Annotated in this window: 18 protein-coding genes; 11 read left to right on the top strand and 7 right to left on the bottom strand. The window is 31.0% G+C overall.

What is annotated here, in order from left to right; all coding sequences use genetic code 11:
* Positions 1-40 precede the first annotated feature (40 nt).
* Positions 41-1,753 (bottom strand): diguanylate cyclase, encoded by a 1,713-nt coding sequence (locus CLMAG_RS16440; RefSeq protein WP_161486989.1) that lies wholly within the window; start codon positions 1,751-1,753, stop codon positions 41-43.
* A 337-nt stretch (positions 1,754-2,090) separates the two neighbouring features.
* Here CLMAG_RS16440 and CLMAG_RS16435 point away from each other — a divergent pair, with 337 nt between their 5' ends.
* The 3 genes from CLMAG_RS16435 to CLMAG_RS16425 are packed head-to-tail and all read left to right on the top strand — an operon-like array spanning position 2,091 to position 4,484.
* Positions 2,091-3,872, top strand: coding sequence for a M3 family oligoendopeptidase (locus CLMAG_RS16435; RefSeq protein ID WP_066624809.1), 1,782 nt, complete (start codon positions 2,091-2,093; stop codon positions 3,870-3,872).
* A 33-nt stretch (positions 3,873-3,905) separates the two neighbouring features.
* A complete protein-coding gene (locus tag CLMAG_RS16430; protein WP_066624806.1) occupies positions 3,906-4,112 on the top strand; it encodes a DUF350 domain-containing protein in 207 nt (68 codons plus the stop codon).
* Between the two features lie 27 nt (positions 4,113-4,139).
* Positions 4,140-4,484, top strand: a complete 345-nt coding sequence (locus CLMAG_RS16425; protein WP_066624804.1) for a phenylpyruvate tautomerase MIF-related protein — start codon at positions 4,140-4,142, stop codon at positions 4,482-4,484.
* Positions 4,485-4,675: 191 nt separating this feature from the next.
* Here the strand turns inward: CLMAG_RS16425 and CLMAG_RS16420 are convergent, their stop codons facing one another.
* Positions 4,676-5,782, bottom strand: a complete 1,107-nt coding sequence (locus tag CLMAG_RS16420) for a GIY-YIG nuclease family protein (protein WP_066624803.1) — start codon at positions 5,780-5,782, stop codon at positions 4,676-4,678.
* A 205-nt stretch (positions 5,783-5,987) separates the two neighbouring features.
* Here CLMAG_RS16420 and CLMAG_RS16415 point away from each other — a divergent pair, with 205 nt between their 5' ends.
* Both CLMAG_RS16415 and CLMAG_RS16410 read left to right on the top strand, forming a co-directional pair.
* A complete protein-coding gene (locus CLMAG_RS16415) occupies positions 5,988-6,902 on the top strand; it encodes an NUDIX hydrolase (protein ID WP_242873051.1) in 915 nt (304 codons plus the stop codon).
* A gap of 27 nt (positions 6,903-6,929) precedes the next feature.
* Positions 6,930-7,721 (top strand): EFR1 family ferrodoxin, encoded by a 792-nt coding sequence (locus CLMAG_RS16410; protein WP_066624791.1) that lies wholly within the window; start codon positions 6,930-6,932, stop codon positions 7,719-7,721.
* 97 nt (positions 7,722-7,818) lie between these two features.
* On the opposite strand, the gene CLMAG_RS16405 is transcribed toward CLMAG_RS16410, so the two are convergent.
* Positions 7,819-9,255, bottom strand: coding sequence for an APC family permease (locus tag CLMAG_RS16405; RefSeq protein WP_066624789.1), 1,437 nt, complete (start codon positions 9,253-9,255; stop codon positions 7,819-7,821).
* Positions 9,256-9,644: 389 nt separating this feature from the next.
* Between CLMAG_RS16405 and CLMAG_RS16400 the strand changes: the two genes are divergently transcribed.
* The 6 genes from CLMAG_RS16400 (at position 9,645) to CLMAG_RS32515 (ending at position 14,345) form a co-directional block, all read left to right on the top strand.
* Positions 9,645-10,379 (top strand): glycerophosphodiester phosphodiesterase, encoded by a 735-nt coding sequence (locus CLMAG_RS16400; RefSeq protein WP_066624786.1) that lies wholly within the window; start codon positions 9,645-9,647, stop codon positions 10,377-10,379.
* 256 nt (positions 10,380-10,635) lie between these two features.
* The gene (locus tag CLMAG_RS16395) at positions 10,636-11,553 is read left to right on the top strand and encodes a putative selenate ABC transporter substrate-binding protein (RefSeq protein ID WP_066624783.1); all 918 of its coding nucleotides are present in this window, start codon (positions 10,636-10,638) and stop codon (positions 11,551-11,553) included.
* 87 nt (positions 11,554-11,640) lie between these two features.
* Positions 11,641-12,396, top strand: a complete 756-nt coding sequence (locus CLMAG_RS16390; RefSeq protein ID WP_066624780.1) for a phosphonate ABC transporter ATP-binding protein — start codon at positions 11,641-11,643, stop codon at positions 12,394-12,396.
* Positions 12,389-13,189 carry a PhnE/PtxC family ABC transporter permease gene (locus tag CLMAG_RS16385; RefSeq protein WP_066624778.1) on the top strand — a complete coding sequence of 267 codons (801 nt, stop codon included), beginning with the start codon at positions 12,389-12,391 and terminating at the stop codon, positions 13,187-13,189. Before CLMAG_RS16390 ends, CLMAG_RS16385 begins: the two co-directional genes overlap by 8 nt.
* Positions 13,186-14,046: a PhnE/PtxC family ABC transporter permease gene (locus CLMAG_RS16380; protein WP_082831959.1), complete on the top strand. Its 861-nt coding sequence runs from the start codon at positions 13,186-13,188 to the stop codon at positions 14,044-14,046. The genes CLMAG_RS16385 and CLMAG_RS16380 overlap by 4 nt, the downstream gene beginning before the upstream one ends.
* 155 nt (positions 14,047-14,201) lie before the next feature.
* Positions 14,202-14,345: a hypothetical protein gene (locus CLMAG_RS32515; RefSeq protein ID WP_161486988.1), complete on the top strand. Its 144-nt coding sequence runs from the start codon at positions 14,202-14,204 to the stop codon at positions 14,343-14,345.
* Positions 14,346-14,617: 272 nt separating this feature from the next.
* On the opposite strand, the gene uvsE is transcribed toward CLMAG_RS32515, so the two are convergent.
* The 4 genes from uvsE to CLMAG_RS16360 form a co-directional block, all read right to left on the bottom strand.
* Entirely contained in the window at positions 14,618-16,087 is a 1,470-nt protein-coding gene (gene uvsE, locus CLMAG_RS16375; protein WP_066624776.1) for a UV DNA damage repair endonuclease UvsE, read from the bottom strand.
* Between the two features lie 109 nt (positions 16,088-16,196).
* Positions 16,197-16,973: an ATP-binding cassette domain-containing protein gene (locus CLMAG_RS16370; protein ID WP_066624769.1), complete on the bottom strand. Its 777-nt coding sequence runs from the start codon at positions 16,971-16,973 to the stop codon at positions 16,197-16,199.
* Between the two features lie 12 nt (positions 16,974-16,985).
* Positions 16,986-17,669, bottom strand: coding sequence for a GTP-binding protein (locus CLMAG_RS16365; RefSeq protein ID WP_066624766.1), 684 nt, complete (start codon positions 17,667-17,669; stop codon positions 16,986-16,988).
* The gene (locus CLMAG_RS16360; RefSeq protein WP_066625088.1) at positions 17,666-18,640 is read right to left on the bottom strand and encodes an ABC transporter substrate-binding protein; all 975 of its coding nucleotides are present in this window, start codon (positions 18,638-18,640) and stop codon (positions 17,666-17,668) included. Before CLMAG_RS16360 ends, CLMAG_RS16365 begins: the two co-directional genes overlap by 4 nt.
* Positions 18,641-18,657: the final 17 nt, after the last annotated feature.

The raw sequence follows: 18,657 nt of genomic DNA, 5'->3' as shown, positions 1-18,657 counted from the left end.
ACTGATTGCCATGAGGGGTGTCCTCATGGCAATCAGTTAACTATAGTTCCTCATTTAGATGATTGTATTCATCACTAGTTCTAACACAGTTTCTTCCAGAGTCTTTAGCTTTATATAAAGCATCGTCTGCTTTTTTTAGAAGTTCCATTGCATTAGAAGCGTTTTGAGGAAAGCTTGCTATTCCAAAACTGGCTGTTACAGATACACACACTGAACCATCTGTAATATTAGTACTTGCAATCTTTTCCCTTAATCTTTCAACAATTTTATATGCTTTAGCTAAAGATGTATAGGGAAATAATATAATGAATTCCTCCCCTCCAAATCTAGCTATAACATCCTTGCTTCGAATAGATTGATCCATAACTTCTGTAACAGTTTTTAAAACCTTATCTCCAAACAAGTGACCATAGGTATCATTGAATTTTTTAAAATGATCAATATCAAACATAGCTACAGATAACTCATAGCACTCATTTTTAGCATTTACTAATTCCTCTTGAAGTCTCTCATGAAAATACAATCTATTGTATGCACCTGTCAAGTTATCTCTTACTGCTAATTCATGCATTTTGTGATATAAATCTACATTTTCCATTGCAATTCCAACCTGTTGTGCTATGACTGTAAGTAGCTTAAGATTATCAATATCAAAGGCATTTTCAAAATTTTGTTCAATTAGTATTAAGCCAAACTTTTTGGACTTAGAAACTATGGGAACACATATAAGAGACTTTATATCTCTTCCCACAGTAAAACAAAACCTATTTGAATCTATATTGTTATCCAAAATAGCGGTTTCACCTTCTAGAATACTTAGTAATTCTGGGCAATTAATATTATTGCACAATGTTGCATAAGCTTCTTTATCAGTTATATTGGTAGTATGCACTTCCAATTCAGAGGTTTTTTCATTAAATAAAATAATGGTTGAGTCTTTTACTCCCATAACACCTAGAGTAATATCATTGACATAGTTCATAAGTTCGTGAATATTTAATAATGAACCTATGGCTTTACTAACTTGCTGGAGAGTAAAAAGTTCAGCAATTCTATGAACTAGTTTGCTGTTTAAAGCTTCTAAATTACTATTAGCATCCTTTAATTTATTATTTTTGCCTTCAATCTCATCATGTGCAGCATTTAACTCTTTGTATTGATATTCTATTTCATCTAATAAACGTTTATTTTCTTTTTCTTTATCTGAAATTTGTCTATATATTACTTCTGTTATAAATACAAGTATTACTAACATAATTTGAAAATATAGTGCATCTATTATATTTTCAGATATCATTATTTTAGGGAAATCCGGTCTTCCTAGATCTCTTAGTAAACGCATAAATATAAAATCAGAAGCCATTTTCATTGGAAACCAAAGTAATGTCAAAGTAAGACCGATTTTTCTTCCTCTATAAATACTTGCTATTATTAGTAGGAAGAGAATAACAATTTTTCCTCCTTGGTCCAGCGTAGGGATACCAAAATAAAAGCTAACAGTAAATAAATCAATACATCCATATATTAAGAATACCCAGTTATTTTTATATTTTACTGTGTTAAAGTGATAATATCTTATTAGATTCCAAGTGGAGAAAAATACAAAATTTTTAAAGACAAAGGGAAATTGACTATATTCATAATTATGTATAGGAATATAGAAAAAAGATATACCACTATATATTAGAGACATAAATATAAAAGATAATATGGCATACAATCTTATTTCTTCAAATTGATATCTTTTTACCAAAAAAAATCCTCCTATCATCTTAAAGGTTCAAATCTTAAACTATATGTTAGTATTATTGGATTTTAGAAAAACAATTACTCCTTTGCTTATAGAAATTGTACTATTTTTATATTTTATAAATTATAGATATCATTCCACGTTAAATAATATAATACTATATATATGAAAACTAGAAAAGAGATATAGTATAATAAAGTTATAGATATTATATAATAAATTTCAAATAGTTACAGAGCAGGCTTTAAAATCTATATATTTATCGTATAATAGTAGTATAAATTTAGAATATTATGATGAAATAACATTAAATATAAAAAATTATTTAGGAGGATAATTTATGGAGCTAAAGTGGAGTTTAAAGGAATTATACGAATCCTTTGAAAGTGAAGCTTTTAAAAATGATTTAAAAGCTTGTGATACATATATTGAAGATTTTAATATATGGATAGATAAGGTCACTAAGGATTATAATAATCTTTTAGGAAAATTAGAAGAATACATAGAAAATATAAGGTATAGAGAGAATTTGTTCAGTAAGCTTTTTGCATTTTCTCAATTAACCTTAAGCGTTGAAACAAATAACAAAAAAGCACTAAATAGCGTAGAACTTCTAGAAGAAAAAGATTCAAGAATTGCAGAAGGAGATGCAAAAATAAAAAACTGGATTGGTAAAATTTCTAACTTAAGTTCTATAATAGAGAATTCAGAAATAGAGAGTTCAGAATTACTTAAAGAACACAGTTTTTTTCTAAATGAAATAAAAGAAAGTAGTAAGTATTATTTAAGTGATAAAGAAGAGGCTGTTATAGCTAAAATGAAAAATACTGGTTCCAATGCATGGTCTAAACTAAGAGATTTGCTTACCTCTAATCTAAGAGTAGATATAGAATTAGATGGAAAACTTGAAAAGCTGCCACTTACAGTTATAAGAAATATGGCTTATGACAAGAAAGAAGTTTTAAGGAAAAAGGCTTATGAGGCAGAGCTTAAGGCTTATGAAAAGATAGAAGATTCCGTAGCTGCATGTCTAAATGGCATTAAAGGTGAGGTTATAACAATAGCAAAGATGAGAGGATACAAATCACCTCTAGAAGAAACCCTATTAAACTCAAGAATGGATGAGGAAACTTTAAATGCCATGATTGGTGCTATGCAAGAAAGCTTTCCTAGTTTCAGAAGATATTTTAGAAAAAAAGGAGAACTTCTGGGAAAGAAAAATGGTCTTCCTTTTTATGATATGTTTGCACCTGTAGGTAGTGCAAATATGGAGTTTTCATACGAACAAGGGAAAAAGTTTGTTTATGAAAATTTTAAGACCTTTAGCCCTAAACTAGCAGAATATGCAAAGAAGGCCTTTGATAATCATTGGATTGATGTAGAGCCTAGAGAAGGAAAGGTTGGAGGAGCTTTTTGTGAAAATATTCATGCTTTAGGGGAAAGTAGATTTATGCTCAATTATGGTGGAAAATTTAGTGATGTGGTAACCTTAGCTCATGAACTGGGGCATGGATATCACGGAGAATGCTTAAAAGACGAAAGCATATTAAATAGTGACTATCCAATGCCTATTGCAGAAACTGCTTCTACCTTTTGTGAAACTATAGTAAAAAAAGCAGCAGTAAAAAATGCATCAAAAGAAGAAGCTTTTACGATTTTAGAGGCTGAATTAAGTGACTGCGCTCAAGTGATAGTTGATATATACAGTAGGTTTTTATTTGAAAGTGAGGTTTTTCAAAAGAGAGAAAATAGTTCCTTATCAGCTCAAGAACTTAAGGATATAATGATTGGTGCTCAAATAGAATCCTATGGAGATGGCCTTGATAAAGAGTATTTACATCCCTATATGTGGTTATGCAAACCTCATTATTATGATGCTTCATATAACTTTTATAATTTTCCGTATGCTTTTGGATTACTATTTGCCAAGGGATTATATTCTGAGTACTTAAAAAGAGGTAGCAGCTTTTCAGCAGATTATGATAAACTTTTAAGCGTAACAGGTAAGATGAAGATTGCTGAGGTAGCTAAACTTATGGGGATTAATATTCATAATATTGAGTTTTGGAAGAATTCATTAAAAACTATAGAGGAGGATATAGAGGAATTTATTAAGTTATAAAATAGCATTTTTTAATAAAAAGGGGGTTTTTTGATGACTATTTTAAATAATGTAGGATTAAGTGCCTTATTTGGAATACTTGGTATTTTTATTATGATTATAGGTTATGTTATATTTGATAAAATAATACCTTTAGATTTCAATAAAGAGCTAGAGAAAAATAATACAGCAGTTGCCATAGTTATTGCAGGTTTACTTATTGGAATAGCTATTATAGTGTCAAGTGTTGTAGGAGCATAGAATAGAGATTAAGAAAGGAAGTATATTATGCCATATATAAATTCAAGATTAACAGTAAAGCTTTCAGAACAAGAAGAAGAAAATTTAAAGAGTCAAATGGGAGAAATTATTGAGGTAATTCCAGGAAAATCTGAACAGTGGCTCATGGTAAGCTTTGATGATAATAAAACAATCTATTTTAGAGGAAAGAAAATGGAAAAGGCTGCTTTCATTGAAGTAAAGATATTTGGAAGTACTGAAAAACAGTATAAGAATAAGGTGACTGATTTAATATCTTCCCTTTATGAAAAAGAACTTAATATACCAAAAGACAGTATATATATAACTTTCAGTGAAGTTGACGACTGGGGCTTTAATGGAGTAATGTTTTAACTCATGAAAAAAAATTAAAAAGACGTATACTAGATTGATTTTTATTTAGTATACGTCTTTTGATTATAGTATTTTCTATTATGTCTTTACTTACTAAGAGTATCTAGAATTAAATTTCAATTGATTTTAATCAACTAAAATAACTAAATTCTTCATTTTAAACATCTATTATTTTTGGGACTCTACAAAAGTTAGTGTACAGTTTTTTCTGAGGTTATACCAATCAGTAATTTATTAAGTGCCTTATCTATATTCATATTATTTGAAGCTTTAAGCCATTTTTCTGAAATTAAAATATGTTTGCAGTTGTTGGATTTATTTTTCAGATAAGCATAAATTATTTGAGTTTCATCTATTTCATCTTTCCTAATCTCTATTATATTTTCTAAAGCAGTATCATTAAGATAAGATAAAATATTATCCTTCAAAAGGGATTTTAATTTCTCCAAATTAAGATTTTCTAGTTTATATTTTTTAGAAAAAAGCACTTTGTTTCCTTTAATAAGAAAAAATTTAAAGATATCATCGTTTAGATTCTCAAGTAAAGCAATATTTTTATTTTCTTTTGTAAATTCTACAACTTTAGTCGTATTTACTAAATAATTCACTGCAGTTAAATAATCTCTATATTTTGCAGCGGTTTTAAAATCAAACTCTTCTGAGGTGCTAATCATCTTGGTTTCCATTTCTGCAATAATGCTTTTATCAGTGCCATTTAGCAGTTTTAATATCTTGTCCAATATAATTAAGTACTGTTCCCTTGTAGTATCGTATAAACACATGCCAATACATAGATTTAAAGAATAGGTTAAACAGGATGAGGCTTTTCCACCATTGTTGTAGCATAATATCTTATAGAATTCTTTTATGCCCTGAAGAGCACGAGCCACATTGTTCGTACTTGTGTATGGTCCAAAATAAAGGTTTCCATCCCCAGCATTAGCTTCGCTAGAGATTGCAATATCAGGATTTTTTTCATCGATTTTTACCTTGATATAGGAGTAAAGTTTTGGACTTTTCATTAACCTATTGTATATAGGTTTCAGTTCCTTTATCAATTTACATTCCAGCATAAAGGCTTCAAACTCTGTATCAGTAAGTATATATTCAAAGTTCTTTAAGTTTTTTACTAGCTTCACAACCTTTGGGGAGTGTGATTTTGAATTTTGAAAATATGATCCAACTCTATTTTTTAGATTTTTTGATTTCCCTACATAAATAATTGTATTAAGAGAATCCTTCATTAAATATACACCTGGAGATGAAGGAAGTTTTTTTACTTTTTCTTTTAAATCCACACTATTACCTCCAAAAAATATATTGTATTTAGATTTTATCATTATAATAGTTAAAAGCGCAATTATATCAATTTGAAAAGTCTTAACATAAATATTTAGCTTGAAATTTCAATGAATAATATAGAAATAAATGATATAATACTTGTATAAATTGGAATAATAATCATGAAATGATTTTAGAGAGTAGGTGTTATCTATGAGAGATATGAGTTTATTAAATAAAGACGGATTAAATGAGCAGGAGTTTTTAAGTTTATACAAGCCAAGGAATTATGAAAGACCTTCCAATACCGTTGATATGTTACTATTTACAGTAGATGATGAATCAGTACAAGCCAATAATGATAGTAAAGTTCTTAAAGTTCTTTTGGTAAAAAGAGGAAACCATCCGTATATGGGCTGTTTTGCAATACCAGGAGGATTTGTAAATATTGATGAAGGGCTTAGTTCTGCGTGTTATAGGGAGTTAAAAGAAGAAACCAATGTTGAAAATGTGTACTTTGAACAGCTTAAAACCTTTGGAGATAACGTTAAAAGAGATCCAAGGATGAGAGTTATATCAACGGTTTATATGGCATTAGCTGATAAAACTGATATAAAGCCTGTAGCAGGAGATGATGCAGACGAAGCAAAATGGTTCACAGTAAAAAAGAATTTTGTTTCATCAGATCAAACAGGAAAAGATAAAATTAGCACATATAATATAATTCTTACTTCTGATGATGGTAAGATTAAAATAGGGTATACTGTGATAGAAAAAACTATCAAGAAAGGTGTAGTTCCAATCAGTGAATCTTCCTATGAGCCTCTGGATTGGAGTAAAAATGAACTTGCCTTTGATCATATTGAGATCATAGACTATGCCCTCGAGACACTTAAAAATAAGATTGAATACACCCCGATAGCATTTAATTTGATGCCTAAGTACTTTACCCTTGCAGAACTTCAAAGGGTATATGAGGCGATACTTAATCTACCTAAAGGATTACTAACATCGAGTTTTCAAAGAAAGATAGAGAAAATGATCGTTAAGATTAATGGAGAAAAGAATGCAAAAAGTGAGGCCGAATGTTACATGTTTAATGAAAATTGGCAACGCAGCTTTTTAGAGAAAGAATAATATAGATTATGTATGGAGGAGTGTAGTATGATATTTTATTTTTCAGGCACAGGCAACTCATTACAAGTAGCCAAAAATATTGCAAAATATAATAATGAAGAGTTAATTTCTATAGCATCTGAAATGAATAATAAGAATGATAACTTTAAGTATAATCTAAAGGATAATGAGGTTATAGGTTTTGTATATCCCGTGTATGCCTGGGCACCTCCGAAGATGGTTATTGATTTTGTTGAAAAACTAAAGCTTGATAACTATAAAGATAACTATATTTTTTCTGTAGCAACCTGTGGCGAAAACATTGGAAACACAATGAAAGTTATGAGAGATTGTCTAAGGAAAAAGAATCTTAATTTAAACAGTGGATTTTCTATATCAATGCCTAATAATTATATTATTATGGGAGATGTTGATTCAAAAGAGAAGGAAGAGAAAAAGCTTTCAGCAGCGGAAGAAGCTTTAAAAAATATAGATTGTGTTATAAATGAAAGAAAAAAGGATGTTTTTCAAGTTGTAAGGGGGCCTATTCCAGGTATTTTAACTACTATTGTAAACCCTTTATTTAATAAAGGTGCTATGAACACGAAAAAATTTTATGCTAATGACAAATGTATAAGTTGTGGTATTTGTGAAAGCGTATGTAATTGTAAAACAATAAAAGTTAAAGGAAAGCCTAAATGGGGGAAGGAGTGCACTCAATGTTTGGCTTGTATACATCTTTGTCCAGTAAGTGCGATTCAGTACGGCAAGGGTACGAAAAGTAAAGGAAGGTATAAAAATCCTAATGTAACTGTAGACGAGATGAGAGTAAATAGATAGTGTATATGTATTAAAAGATACAAAGACTTAGTATAAGGCTATCTTGTACTAAGTCTTTTTTAGATCGTATATTTATAATGTTTTCATTCAATTGTTGTTAAGCCTCTTTTACATCTTCATAACTTTCTTCTAGTAGTTTTTCTAATTCATGATGTTCATTAATGCCTGCTTTAGTATTAGATATTTTAGCCCATCCGTAGAATATTGCACCTAATACGGACCAAAATATAACTATTCCCCATTCATAAGGCCATATTAATGCTGCTGGAGCTCCAGGTAAATATAATAAGGTAATAACTCCGCTTAAGATACAAGCCATAACTCCAACAAATTTACCATGTTTAACTTTATATGGTCTTGCCATATTAGGCTCTTTCTTTCTTAATACTAAGAAAGATATTGATACAATTAAGTAAGCAATAACTATTGTAAGTCCACCAGCATCAACAAGCCAGCCAAGCATTTTTTTACCAAAGAGAGGTGCTATAGCGGATACTGCACCTACTAATAAAACTGCATTACATGGAGTCTTATATTTAGGATGCATCTTTGCTAAAAAGGCTGGTAACATATTTGACTCTGCCATAGAATATAGAGCTCTACTTCCACCTATATAGAAGGAGTTCCAGCTTGTTATTATTCCTCCGATTCCTCCAATTATAAGAACTTTTGAAGCTAAAGAACTATTCATAAATACTTTTGCCATGGCATCTGCTGTTACAAGTGTAGAGGCTTTCATTTCTGAGTGCGTAAGTGCTAGTGATACTCCAAGTATTATCATAACATACCAAACAACAGCCATAACAACTGATAAAATTAAAATTTGTCCGATTTTTTTAAGAGGAAGATTAATCTCCTCTGCTGCTTGAGGTATAACATCAAATCCTACATACATAAATGGAGTCATAACAGCAACTGCTAGTATACCTTTACTGCCATCCATAAAAAGAGGTTTTAAGTTTTGAGGAGTCCCATTCACTACTGAACCGCAAACTAATGTTAAACCTATAATTGCTATAAGTATAGTTAAAACTCCTTGTAAAAATGCTGCTGTCTTTACTCCTAAGTAATTAATTATTGTTATTACAATAGAACTTATGACTCCAACAATAACCCAAGTAAAGTAAACATCAAATCCGGCTATATTATACATAAGAATTTGCGGATATGATGGAAATAGATATTCTAGTACTGTAGGAAATGCAACTGCTTCAAAGGCTACAACAGATATATAGCCTAAAACTATAGCCCAAGTACATATAAAGGAAGCATTTCTGCCCAGTGCTCTATAACTAAAAACATGTTCTCCACCGCATTTAGGCATTGCTGAAGTTAATTCAGCATAAGTAAGACCAACGAACAGCACCATGACACCACCAATCAAAAATGCTAAGATTGCTCCAAGAGTACCAGCCTTTAGTATCCAATCTCCAGCTAGAACTACCCAGCCCCATCCAATCATAGCCCCGAAAGCAAGAGCAAAAATGTCTCTCTTGTCTAGGACTTTTTCAAAGTTTTTACTACTTTCTCCCATATAAATCCCTCCATTTTTATATTTTGTTCTAGAATCAATTATCATGCATAAATTTCTGGTCATAATAAGAATTTGATAATATTCGTAAAAAAAATTATTAATTTGATTGATATATGTTGTTTAAGTTATTGAATTAATAATTATATTATACATAATTTATCACATTATCAATAATATTCATATGTGCAAAATAAACAATTATCCGGCGTGTAGTTTGTTGTTTTAATACAAATAGTAGTAAATTAGGAATGCTTTAAAATAAGCAAACTTTTTATCAGGCTATTGAAAATGCAGTAAAAAGCATAAATGCAGCTATCGAAAAATATAATACATATAAAAAATAATTAGGTTTATTATAAAAAAACAAAGATAGAGAGGAAATTTCGGTGATGAAAAGAAGTTTGAATATTGCACATAGGGGGTTTAGTGGAGAGTATCCAGAGAATACTATGGTTGCCTTTAGAAAAGCTATAGAAGCTGGCTGTGATGGTATCGAAACAGATCTACACATGACAAAGGATGGGGTTATAGTTATTTGTCATGATGAAACTATAGATAGAACCACAAATGGTACTGGTTTTATTTGTGATTATACTTATAGTGAGTTGTGTGAATTTGATGCAGGAATCAAATTTAATAGACAGTTTGAAGGAGAGAGAATTCCAAATATTGATGAATTTTTAGATTATGTAATGGATAAAAACTTACTAATAAATCTGGAGCTTAAAAATGACATGATACCTTACAGTGAATTAGAGAAAAAGGTGATAGATAAAGTTTATGAGTTTGGGGTGGAAAAGAATGTAATAATATCATCCTTCAATCATTACTCCATGATTCGAGTAAAGGAGTATGATAAAAATATTAAAACAGGATTACTATACACAGCAGTCCTTTATAAGGCTCATGAGTATATAAAAACAGTAGGAGCAGATGCAATGCATCCATTTTTTTCATCAGTTATGAATAAAAAAATAGTTACTGATATTAAGAAAAATGGAATAATAATTAATGCATATACAGTAAATGAAAAAAAATATATGGAAAGATTAATTGAATTGGGGATAGATGGGATTATAACAAATTATCCAGATAAGCTAAAGAAGATTTTAGAAAACTCATGATTTCTAACAGTTCAGAGTCCTAATAGTACCAGAGGGAAAACGAAAGACACCTTTAGTATTAAAGATGTCCTTTGTTATCTACATTAATTTTGTACATGCATTGTATTATAAACTTATAGGAATACTAATATAATTTTTTCTTATAGATGCACTAATGAGTATTTGAAAATCTGATTGTACAAGGTATGTATACTCCTGTAAAATATTGTTGAATGTACAACTGATAACGATTGACTTATTAAGAGGAGGACTAATTATGAGAAAAATTATAGTCGCTTTGTTGGCGGGGCTTATGATGATTTCATTAACAGCTTGTGGACAGAATCAAGCAAGTAATAGCTCTAAAAAGGAAACTACGAAAGAACAGAAAGAGTTTAAAATAGGAGCAATTCCAGATCAAAGTGCAGCGGAATTAAATCCTAATATGGAAGCAACAGCAAGATATCTTAGTGAAAAGACGGGCTTAAAGGTTAAGTTTGTTCCAGCTAATGATTATGCAGCTTTAGTTACTGCTTTTGAAAGAGGAGAAATTCAGTTAGTTTGGTTCGGTGGCCTTACAGGAGTTCAAGCAAGAGCAGTTGCACCAGGTGCTGAAGCTATTGCACAAAGACCAAGGGATGCAAAATTTCAATCAGTTTTTATAGCTCAAAAAAATTTGAATGTTTCTAAAATAGAAGATTTAAAAGGAAAAATATTTACTTTTGGAAGTGAAAGTTCAACTTCGGGAAGCTTAATGCCTCGCTATTTCTTGACAAAGGCAGGCATTGATCCAGAAAAAGATTTCAACGGAAAGCCAAACTATTCAGGTTCACATGACAAAACTATTAAGCTTGTAGAATCAGGGGCTTTTGAGACAGGAGCTTTAAACATATCAGTGTGGGAAAAAACTGTTAAAGAAAATAAAGTTGATTTAAATAAAGTTAAAGTCTTTTATACAACACCGGAGTATTTTGATTATCACTGGACAATAAATAATTTAGATAACATAGATAAAGTATATGGAGATGGAACAAAGCAAAAGGTTAAGGATGCGTTACTTTCTATGAGTATTGACAAGGGAGGAGACCAAGCACAAGCTTTAAAATTCTTCCAAACAGAGAAATTTGTTGAAACTAATAATGATAACTATAAGGCAATTGAAGAAGTTGCAAAAAAATTAGGTATGGTTAAATAGTAAGTAATTTAATATACTAGACATAGAATAGATACTTAATAATAGATTAAGTATCTATTTTATATATGAGCATAGTAGGTGGATTATATGAAAAATATATTTGAGTTAAAAGAAATATCAAAAGTTTATGGCAGGAAGGTAGCTTTAAGCACCCTTTCTATTACTATTAAAAAAGGTGAAATGGTTGCTTTAATTGGCCCAAGTGGGGCAGGCAAAACAACATTACTAAATACTTTAGCCAATATTCTCAAAACTGATAGTGGTGAACTATATATTGACGGAGTTATATCCACTGAGTATAAAACTAGTAAACAGCTAGCTAAAAAGGTAGGTGTTATTCGTCAACAATTTGATTTAGTAGATCAGTTACCAGTGGTGCAAAACGTTTTAGCGGGACGACTTGCTCACTGGGGATTTTTTAAATCTTTAATATCCTTACTTTTTCCTCAAGAGAAGGAGATAGCAGCTCGAGCCTTAGAAAGAGTAGGATTACTAGAAAAAATCTATGAAAAAACTTCTACTTTATCCGGTGGAGAGCAGCAAAGAGTGGCAATGGCACGTTTATTAGTGCAAAAACCTGAAATTATATTAGCAGATGAGCCAGTAGCATCATTAGATCCAGCCCGTGCTGAGGATATTTTATCTATGTTAACAAAGCTTGTTCAGGAGGAAAATCAGACACTTGTGGCAAGTATGCATAGTGTAGAATATGCTAAAAAATACTTTAATCGTATTATAGCTCTTAGAGAGGGTAAGGTTTATTTTGATCTCCCAACAGAGAGAGTAACAGAGAAACACTTGTTTGAGCTTTATGATTTAAAGGAGCTGAAAAAAGATGCATAGCATTAAATCCTATATAGAGTTTCATAAAAAGAATTTACTTACACTGATGCTTATTTTAGTATTCATTTGGAGCTTATTTTCAGTACATTGGGGGCCAGAACTTTTACATCCAGGTGGTAGAGTTACTATAACTCAAGTTGCGAAATCTCTATTTAGGCCTGACTTGTCTCCTCAAATATTAGAACTAGGCTTAATATCAACATGGAGGACCCTTGCCTATGCTGTGGCAGGTATGACACTAGCATTTGTAATCGCAATAGTATTTGGAATACTTGCATCAGGAGTTTTGGCTCATAGTGAGAGAAATCGACGCTTTTTAAAAACAATATTCAGAGGAGTACTTGGCTTTATGAGAGCAATTCATGAATTAGTTTGGGCATGGCTCTTTGTAGCTGCCATAGGGTTAACTCCTTATGCTGCAATTTTTGCATTAGCTATTCCTTATGGTGGAACTCTCGGCCGTATATATGCAGATATACTTAATGATGTTCCCAAAGAACCAATAAAATCTTTAAAGGCAGCTGGGGCTTCTAGATTACAGACCTTAATTTATGGTTATTTTCCAATAGCAAAAGTAGATATGATTAGCTATACTATGTATAGACTTGAGTGTGCTGTTCGGTCTTCAACAATTATGAGCTTTATTGGACTAGGGGGGTTAGGCTATCAGATTCAATTAGCGTTACAGGATTTAAACTATAATGTTATGTGGACCTATATGTTATTTTTAACCATACTGGTAGTATTAATTGACCTTTGGAGTAATCAAGTTCGAAGGGAGTTGGCAGCTTGAAGTATGAAATAATTATACCAAAGAAACAAGTTAAGTTTACTTTTATTAAGTTTTCTATTTTAGTACTCTTAGCATTGATAATTGGATCGTGGGTATTTATATATAGGGTAGATAATGCAGATTTTTGGGGTTTGTTTTCTGAAAAAAATAGGAACTATGCAAAAAAGTTTCTTAAAGGATTAATGGGGGTAGGAGAGAAAGAGCCAGCATTTTTGGATGTTGAAAGCTGGAAAAATGCATTAAAGCTTACTTATGAAACTTTGCAGATGAGCGTAATGGCCATTGGCTTTGCAACTATAGGAATGCTATTTACTGTGATACCAGCGGCAAGAAATGCTGCTGATGGAACTTTGACATTATCAAAGAAGTGGTATGGATTTCTATTATTTGGGTTTATGAGAGTTTTATATATTTTCTCGAGAGCAGTTCCTGAATTAGTCTGGGCGATGATTATAGTATTTATTTTTAAACCAGGTATTTTACCAGGAGCAATAGCGTTAGCATTGCATAATTTCGGAATACTAGGTAAGCTATGTGCGGAAGTAGTAGAGGATCTAGATTTGAGATCTATTAGAAATCTAGCCTCTTGTGGGGCAAGTTCTGGCCAGATACTCATATATGGTGTAATACCAACAGTAATGCCAAAGTTTTTTACATATATTCTCTATCGTGGTGAGGTAATACTTCGTACAACCATCGTGGTAGGATTTGTAGGGGCTGGAGGATTAGGTCAGCAGTTTAAACTCAGTATGAGTTATTTTAAATATACAGAAATAACGTTGATTTTAATTTGCTATTTACTACTTGTGGTATTGGCAGACTTAGCATCTGAGGGGGCACGCTGGATAAGTGAATAATGTTATATGAATTTTAAAGCTTCATAGAAAATGGAGTTGTTGAGTTAAACAATTAAATTATATATAATAGTATTAGAGCTTAAAGCTATAAGTTGGTAGAAAAAGTAATAAGCAAAATTGTTAATACTCTATTTTTATTGAGGGGGAACTTGGAAGTGAAAAAGATTGGCGAGGGAGTTACAGCTGAAATCTTTGAAATCGATTCAGATACAATTATAAAATTATATAAACCTCTTTTTTCTTATATTGCTGAGAAGGAAGAATTTGTAGAAACTGAATATGAAATAATGAAAACATGAAAATAGATTATGACTTATTGCTGAAATGGCAAATAATTAGAGCTGCAGAAATGATTATTTTAGGTGCACCTTTTAAGGAAGAAATGTGGGGATTTATTGAAGAAAATATAACTTAGACTTATCACAAGGATTTATATTTTATATTCTCCAAGTGCGTGTATAAGCACTTGGAGAATATAAAAACAATACCATAAATTAATTGATGCTGTTCATGAAGTGGAAACTTGAATCAGATGGGAGTATTAGAGAGGGTAGTCATTGGATAAGAGTAGCTAATATATAAAATAATATGAGCTTAGAAGATACTCGCATTTATACTTTTTAGAAAGTTTCTCAATAAACTTTTTAGCCTTTTCAAAATTAGCATAATGTAGATTTTCTATAGAATTTATATCTTCAATATCTTTTAAAAGTGATTCAAAATCAGTTTTTTCTTTTTGGTTAGCTATATCTTTAAAATATCCCCAAGTGTGATGTATAGTGTTTTTAAAGTTTTTAGGACTAAACGGGCTTAAAAGAGCAAAATCTAAATATTTATAGAATGTTACTATATTATTGTCTGAATTTACAATTTTGCTGCATTCTTTGTAATAAGAATAATTTTTTTCCATAACGGAATATTTATATTTGGCCCATTGATTATATATTGCAGATTTTTTTAATGGTTTTATAGATGCTTTTTCTATTTGAATATTATTACTGTGATTTATTGAATTATTTTCTTCATTGTTATTTATATACATAGATTCGATGCTGTCCAGACAGTGTACACACTTTATGGCAGATAAATTCTTGTCTTTAACCTCCAGCATAACATCAGCATTAAAGGCTTTTACTACAGAATAATAATCTAGGAAGTTCTCAGTAACTATAAACTTTGAATGAGCTCCTATGTTTTTATTAGTGTCATTATCTGAGTAATGAAGCTTAATATTACCATCTTCGGTTTTCCAAGTCTTTCGTACTTCTTTTAGTATGAACTCTAAGTCTTCTTTTATAAGGATGCTGTAGGGGCTGATAGTATCACTTTCAAAGAAGTGTTTTTTAGAGTCATCATAGTTTGTTTTTAGTAGATTATCCTTCTTAACAGGCTTATATAATTCTTTTTCTAGGGAAGGATTATATCTGTGGTGAAGGTTATCAAATACAGCAGGAATATCAATACTATTACATATGTTAAGCACATCCTCTATAGTAAAGGACTTTTCATCATTCTCCAATATAAGCCTTTTCTTAGCGGAACTTGAAAGTCTTTTGAAGTTCATCTTAAATCTTGCTATAGCAGATACTTTATCTCCATAGACTCCACCTACATGAAGAACTATTTTGTTTTTATAATCGACGCCTAAGCTGTCTAAAAAAGCACAATGATACTCTAAATCCTTCAGCGCTTTTGCAACAATGTCTTCTGAAGGGGAGTTTAAAACTGTATATTGACCTGGATGCATGGAAACTCTTATATTATTATTTTTAATGAAATTACCTATATTTTGTAATTCATCCTTAAAAATACTCCACCAATGAATATTATTTACCTCATGGCTTCCGAAGGGAACAATGCCAGAACTAATTCTAAACATATATATATTGTTTTTTAAGTTATATTCAAATATGCTTTTTAGGTCTTTCAGGTTTAGCGAAAGGCTTTCAATAAGCTTCTCTTTACTAAAGTTTTTTAGAATAAAACTTCTAGTGGTCTTTTCAGGTATTCCTATAGGAATACAGGCATAGCCTATTTTCATATTTATCAGTCCTTATCCATGTCTTGTTTTATAATTATTATATCCATACCATTTAAAATTATTTTAATGTTTTTAAAAGCTTTAGTTTGATAGAATTAAATGTTAAGTTTTAAAGTGTAAATGAAGAATCTATATTTTCGCCACTCCTTAGTAAATTTCTCAAGGAAGATAATCTATTGTCAATTTCTTTTAAGTTTTCAAGAGCAAGTTTTTCTTCGTCGCTGGTAAAAACTACTTTATTTATTCCTCCATTTTTTATAACTACACGTTTATCTGACAAAAGTATAAGGATAGGATCATGAGTTGCCATAAGCACTATTTTTTCTTTTCTAACAAGAACATCTAATGCTTTTTTTCTATCTATACCTGCATTTTCTATTTCATCAATTAAAACAATAGGAGATGTACTTAGATACGCTGTATCTGCAATCATAAGAGCACGAGACTGACCTCCGCTTAAAGCGGTAAGCGGTGTATCATAGGAAAAATCCTCACCTGCAAGTTCATTAGCTTTTTGAATTATATTAGTTACTGTTTTTTCAATGTCACTGACGTTTCTACATTCACAGTGCATAGCAATAAACTCACCAACGGTGACATCCATTACAAAGTTCATATTTTGAGAAAGTTGTGCTACCAACTTTTTGTCTGCTGAAAAGCGATTTGATATATCCGGTATTCCATCATTTATAAGTATCTTTCTTCCTGTAGGTGTATCCTTTTGAGCCATGTATTCTATATCTGCTAATAACCGGCTTTTACCAGAACCAGTAGGACCAACTATGGATATAATCTCTCCGACATTTAAATCTAAGACTATATTTTCGAGATTTCCTTCTTTGTCATGACCTCCAATAATGGTAACCTTTTTAATGATATCTAACATGCTAGATCCCTCCTAAAAGTCCATTTTCTTAACATTGCCAAGTTGAAAATCACTACCAATTTGAGTTTCACCAAGGCAATAGGAGCATAATGCAGAAGGCATAGTAAATCTTAATCTTTTACATTCAAGATTTTCAATGTCAGAAGCTTTGATAAAAAGCTCTCCAAGTTCATTACTTCCTTGACCTGTTATACCGTTCACATGAAGTATAATAGCCTTAGAATTTGCTTGTCTTATGCGAAAGGTGAAGACCTCCCGTTCAGCTTGAGATACAATTTCTCCTTTAGTGATTACAATGATATCTGCGTATTTAAGCATGGGGCCTATTTTTTGTGGTGTGTTTAGACCTGACAAGTTATCAATAACACATACTGCAAGAACTTCCTTTATATGAGGAGAGCATCTATTGCATAAACCAGCACTTTCACTTATCAAAATATCAAAGCCTTTATTTAGTCCCCAATTTACACATTCATCAATATTGGATACAAAATAATGATCAGGACATAGATTACCTGAAACACCTACTTTTATATCAATTCCTTTATCACTGTATAATACATTATCGTAAGTGGAGAGACAATCAAATTTAATTACTCCAACCTTAAGATGTTTGCTCTTAATATAATTAATAGTTTTAAGTATAACTGAGGTCTTTCCTGTTGATGGTGGTCCTGAAACTGTTACTAATTTCATCTTACTATACCTCTATAGGATGCAATAAAAATAGTATTTAACTTTTTAACAAGTGCATCTATATCCCTTTCTTTTATAAAATCCCAGCCTATCCAATTGAAGGTTGCGTATTCAGGTATTTTATTAGATACTTTAGAATGCAGGGAAGGTAAAAATGCTCCTGCACATATTTCGCCTATCTTAGTACTGGTAAAAAAGTCTATGATTTTTTGCTGCTTTTCTTTACAGGACTTTTTAACCATCATTGTAACAGGACTTATAATTGCTCCATCCTCCGGCCATAATATCTTTACATTCTGCTTATTTGGAATTGTTTTGGTAAAAAAATAAGGCATAACACTAACGGCAGGAGCTTCTGCTCTTCCACTACCAGCCATTTTTACCATTTGTGATGGATGCCATCCCCATTTAACAGATTTTCCAAGCTTTCTTATTCCTTCATAGCCATGTTCTTTGAATATAGTAAGTAATGTTGTTTCACAAAATGAGGTATTAGTACCTCTTATAGCAACTTTTTTTTGAAACTCAGGCTTTAGCAAATCTCCCCATTTGGTAGGAGGTTCAATATCTCCTAATGCGTTAATATCAGCAACCATAACCAGAATATTTGATGCTATTATTGTATAATTACCTTCTGGATCCTTTAAATCAATATTAGAAAAAATAGAATTGGCTTTATAATTTGCAGCATCATAAAAGTAGCCTTTCTCAATAAATTTTTTTTGAAAATTCCTTGAGTAAAAATTATTTATTCCAGAGGTTATAGTGATTTCAGGTATAGATTCTATATCTGTATAGCTTTCTATCTGTGTATTATATGAGAGTTGATTATTTGCATTCCCCTCAATAAGATAATTTAATGTTGCATTTTCATTTTCAAAATGATTTTTAAACTCCATTTCTATAGGAACTTTCAAAGGACAGGGAAGTAGTGCTAATAAGTCTAAATCTTTTAAGCTAATATCTTTCATAGTTATCTTTAGTGAGA

It is taken from the genome of Clostridium magnum DSM 2767, from assembly GCF_001623875.1.
In the GTDB taxonomy this organism is placed as follows: Bacteria; Bacillota; Clostridia; order Clostridiales; family Clostridiaceae; genus Clostridium_AM; species Clostridium_AM magnum.
This window is presented reverse-complemented; position numbering and strand designations above follow the sequence as displayed.

Excerpts from the sequence above, each read along its gene's own strand:
- CLMAG_RS16400 (WP_066624786.1), top strand. The coding sequence starts at position 9,645 with ATGAAAAGAAGTTTGAATATTGCACATAGGGGGTTTAGTGGAGAGTAT.
- CLMAG_RS16385 (WP_066624778.1), top strand. The coding sequence starts at position 12,389 with ATGCATAGCATTAAATCCTATATAGAGTTTCATAAAAAGAATTTACTT.
- CLMAG_RS16360 (WP_066625088.1), bottom strand. The coding sequence starts at position 18,640 with ATGAAAGATATTAGCTTAAAAGATTTAGACTTATTAGCACTACTTCCC.
- uvsE (WP_066624776.1), bottom strand. The coding sequence starts at position 16,087 with ATGAAAATAGGCTATGCCTGTATTCCTATAGGAATACCTGAAAAGACC.
- CLMAG_RS16410 (WP_066624791.1), top strand. The coding sequence starts at position 6,930 with ATGATATTTTATTTTTCAGGCACAGGCAACTCATTACAAGTAGCCAAA.
- CLMAG_RS16395 (WP_066624783.1), top strand. The coding sequence starts at position 10,636 with ATGAGAAAAATTATAGTCGCTTTGTTGGCGGGGCTTATGATGATTTCA.
- CLMAG_RS16365 (WP_066624766.1), bottom strand. The coding sequence starts at position 17,669 with ATGAAATTAGTAACAGTTTCAGGACCACCATCAACAGGAAAGACCTCA.
- CLMAG_RS16435 (WP_066624809.1), top strand. The coding sequence starts at position 2,091 with ATGGAGCTAAAGTGGAGTTTAAAGGAATTATACGAATCCTTTGAAAGT.
- CLMAG_RS16390 (WP_066624780.1), top strand. The coding sequence starts at position 11,641 with ATGAAAAATATATTTGAGTTAAAAGAAATATCAAAAGTTTATGGCAGG.
- CLMAG_RS16425 (WP_066624804.1), top strand. The coding sequence starts at position 4,140 with ATGCCATATATAAATTCAAGATTAACAGTAAAGCTTTCAGAACAAGAA.
- CLMAG_RS16415 (WP_242873051.1), top strand. The coding sequence starts at position 5,988 with ATGAGTTTATTAAATAAAGACGGATTAAATGAGCAGGAGTTTTTAAGT.
- CLMAG_RS16370 (WP_066624769.1), bottom strand. The coding sequence starts at position 16,973 with ATGTTAGATATCATTAAAAAGGTTACCATTATTGGAGGTCATGACAAA.
- CLMAG_RS16430 (WP_066624806.1), top strand. The coding sequence starts at position 3,906 with ATGACTATTTTAAATAATGTAGGATTAAGTGCCTTATTTGGAATACTT.
- CLMAG_RS16405 (WP_066624789.1), bottom strand. The coding sequence starts at position 9,255 with ATGGGAGAAAGTAGTAAAAACTTTGAAAAAGTCCTAGACAAGAGAGAC.